Origin of the sequence: Tranquillimonas alkanivorans (assembly GCF_900115595.1) — a bacterium.
Lineage (GTDB): Bacteria > Pseudomonadota > Alphaproteobacteria > Rhodobacterales > Rhodobacteraceae > Tranquillimonas > Tranquillimonas alkanivorans.
The window spans coordinates 1-1568 of sequence record NZ_FOXA01000077.1; the positions used below are offsets into that span (position 1 = coordinate 1).

2 protein-coding genes are annotated in these 1568 nt (G+C 63.4%); one reads left to right on the plus strand and one right to left on the minus strand.

Going from position 1 to position 1568, the window contains the following annotated elements; translation table 11 throughout:
• Positions 1 to 981, plus strand: a 981-nt coding sequence (locus tag BM162_RS22190) for a hypothetical protein (RefSeq protein ID WP_218153170.1), incomplete at its 5' end; no start/stop codon positions are given.
• A gap of 5 nt (positions 982 to 986) precedes the next feature.
• Here the strand turns inward: BM162_RS22190 and BM162_RS22195 are convergent.
• Positions 987 to 1568 (minus strand): hypothetical protein (locus tag BM162_RS22195; RefSeq protein ID WP_218153171.1); only part of this gene is annotated, 582 nt, incomplete at its 5' end.

A 1568-nucleotide genomic window follows, 5' to 3' on the forward strand; every position in this document is an offset into this window, starting at 1 on the left:
GTCACCAGAAAGGGTAAAGGTGGACGACTTTTACGCCGCCCGCAGCGGGCTCATCCCGCCGCTACCGTGGCCGACTTTCTCACCGCCGTTCTCACCTACCGCCGCGCCAGCTACACGACCAAGGGTCTCGACGATCCGATTGGCAAGTTCCTCAAGGCGAAAAAGGAGATCATCTCGGGGGACAGCTTCGAAGGGCGATCGTTCCTTGATGCCTCCGACGTCATGAGCCTCGAGAAAGGCCAACAGCTGGTCTTTGTGCAGAACTTCATGAACAGGCCCATCAAGGCACAGGGCCCGATGTGGTTCAACGAGCCGGAGTTTCGCGAAAAGGGGCTGAACACACGCACGGGGAGCGGACCCAAACCCGCCCTTCCCATGCCTGGGGCGCAGATCGACGCCTCGCTGGCGCAGGCCTCCGCCGACAAGGTGACCCAGGCCGGGCGCGCCCAGGTCCAGAAGGTACTCAAGTCTCCGGAGACAATCCTCCTGATCTCCCCGCAGAACCTCCAGGACTTTTCGTTCGACCCGATCACGATGTCACCCGCCCGCGAGCTCGGGATGGTCTGGGTCGGGTTTCAACTGACCAACCATCCGGTCGATCGCGTCACGCCGTCTCCCGAGCAGATCATGTTGCTCGAGGGAGGCGACGAGATCCGCGAGGCCGTGCGCGATCGCAATATCATTGTCTTCTCCGCCGAGGATCGGGAGGCGCTTTTGGAGTTCGCACGGGAGCACCAGCTGACGATCGAGAGGGAACTCATCACCCTCGCGCTCGACGCGAAGTTCGTTCGCGAAAACGCTCCTGACCTCGGTCATCGAGACGGACCCGCGTTCTTCGCGATCGGAGAAGAGCGCCACCTCGGCCTCCATCTCCCGGAGAATCCGGCGGATGCGGACCACGAGCACGCGATGGCCTATTTCGCGGAACTGGCGGGGTATGCTCTCGACGAGAGTATGCCTCACGAGGCGTTCGTGGTCTGATCGGATCAGAGATCCTCGAGGATATCTCGCTCAGGGGAGCGGTCAGCAGGCGGCTTCGGCAGTGTCGCCTGCATCGCACCAGCCCGGATCGCCATGCGGCCACCCGCCGTCTTCAGTTTCTCCGCACGCCAAAGCAGGCGCGAGCGGATCGTGAGGAACTGCCGAACCTCGGACATCTTCGCCCGCGGCGTTGCCAGGTACATCTGGTTCCTTCTGGACCACGAGACCTCGCTGGCATTCCGCGCCTCGTCCAGGCCGGAACGACAGACGTAGAGTGGCACGAGGCGGCCCGGCTCCCGCGGCGCGCTCTTGTCGAGCCTTTCGAAAAATGCTGCAGGCTCTCCGAAATCGACGGGAAAGCCGAGCGACTCCGACAGGCGGCGCTCGATCCATGAGCGGTAACTCAAAGGGCCCGAAAGGCCGGCATAGCCTTCGAGTTGCTCCTCACTCATTGCGCGACGGGGAATGCGCGGCCGCATCTCGCCGCTCCTCGTGTCGAGCGGTGCCTCGAAGTCAGCCGGAGGGAACACGAAGGCACCTGGTTCGGCCTTCTCACGCACGGGGGACTTGCGGAGACTGAAGCGCCC